Origin of the sequence: Streptomyces sp. PR69, from assembly GCF_026420845.1 — a bacterium.
Lineage (GTDB): Bacteria > Actinomycetota > Actinomycetes > Streptomycetales > Streptomycetaceae > Streptomyces.
In genome coordinates, this window is the sequence record NZ_JAOWCB010000087.1 from 1 (window position 1) to 1,048 (window position 1,048).

Below are 1,048 nucleotides of genomic sequence, written 5' to 3' on the forward strand. Positions count from 1 at the left end.
CGTTGAGCAGGTTGCGCTGGCTGACCGCGGGGGAGTCCCACGGACCCGCACTGGTGGCGACGCTGGAGGGGCTTCCCGCCGGTGTCCCGATCACCACCGCGATGGTGGCGGATGCGCTGGCCCGGCGGCGGCTCGGTTATGGCCGCGGGGCGCGGATGAAGTTCGAGCGGGACGAGGTCACCTTTCTCGGGGGTGTGCGGCATGGGCTGACGCTGGGTTCCCCGGTGGCGGTCATGGTGGGGAACACGGAGTGGCCGAAGTGGGAGCAGGTCATGGCCGCCGATCCGGTGGATCCGGCGGTGCTGGCCGAGCTGGCGCGTAACGCTCCTTTGACCCGCCCGCGTCCGGGTCACGCCGATCTGGCGGGGATGCAGAAGTACGGGTTCGACGAGGCGCGGCCGGTGCTGGAGCGGGCGTCGGCGCGGGAGACGGCGGCGCGGGTGGCGCTGGGGGCGGTGGCCCGTTCGTATCTGAGGGAGACCGCCGGGATCGAGATCGTCTCGCATGTGGTGGAGCTGGCGGCGGCGAAGGCCCCGTACGGGGTGTATCCGACGCCGGGGGATGTGGAGCGGCTGGACGCGGATCCGGTGCGCTGTCTGGACGCGGACGCGTCGAAGGCGATGGTCGCGGAGATCGATCAGGCGCATAAGGACGGTGACACGCTCGGCGGTGTGGTGGAGGTGCTGGCGTACGGGGTGCCGGTGGGTCTGGGCTCGCATGTGCACTGGGACCGGCGGCTGGACGCCCGGCTGGCCGCCGCGTTGATGGGCATCCAGGCCATCAAGGGGGTGGAGGTCGGCGACGGCTTCGGCCTCGCCCGCGTACCGGGCTCCCGGGCCCACGACGAGATCGTCCCGACCGGGGACGGCATCAAGCGTGCCTCCGGCCGCTCCGGCGGCACCGAAGGCGGCCTGACGACCGGGGAACTCCTCCGCGTGCGGGCGGCGATGAAGCCGATCGCGACCGTGCCGCGCGCGCTGAAGACGGTCGACGTGACCACCGGCGAGGCGGCCGCCGCGCACCACCAGCGCTCCGATGTGTGCGCCGT

Annotated in this window: 1 protein-coding gene; it reads left to right on the top strand. The window is 72.8% G+C overall.

Going from position 1 to position 1,048, the window contains the following annotated elements; genetic code table 11:
• Positions 1–2: 2 nt before the first annotated feature.
• Positions 3–1,048, top strand: a 1,046-nt coding sequence (aroC, locus tag OF819_RS29000) for a chorismate synthase (RefSeq protein WP_267246628.1), incomplete at its 3' end; no start/stop codon positions are given.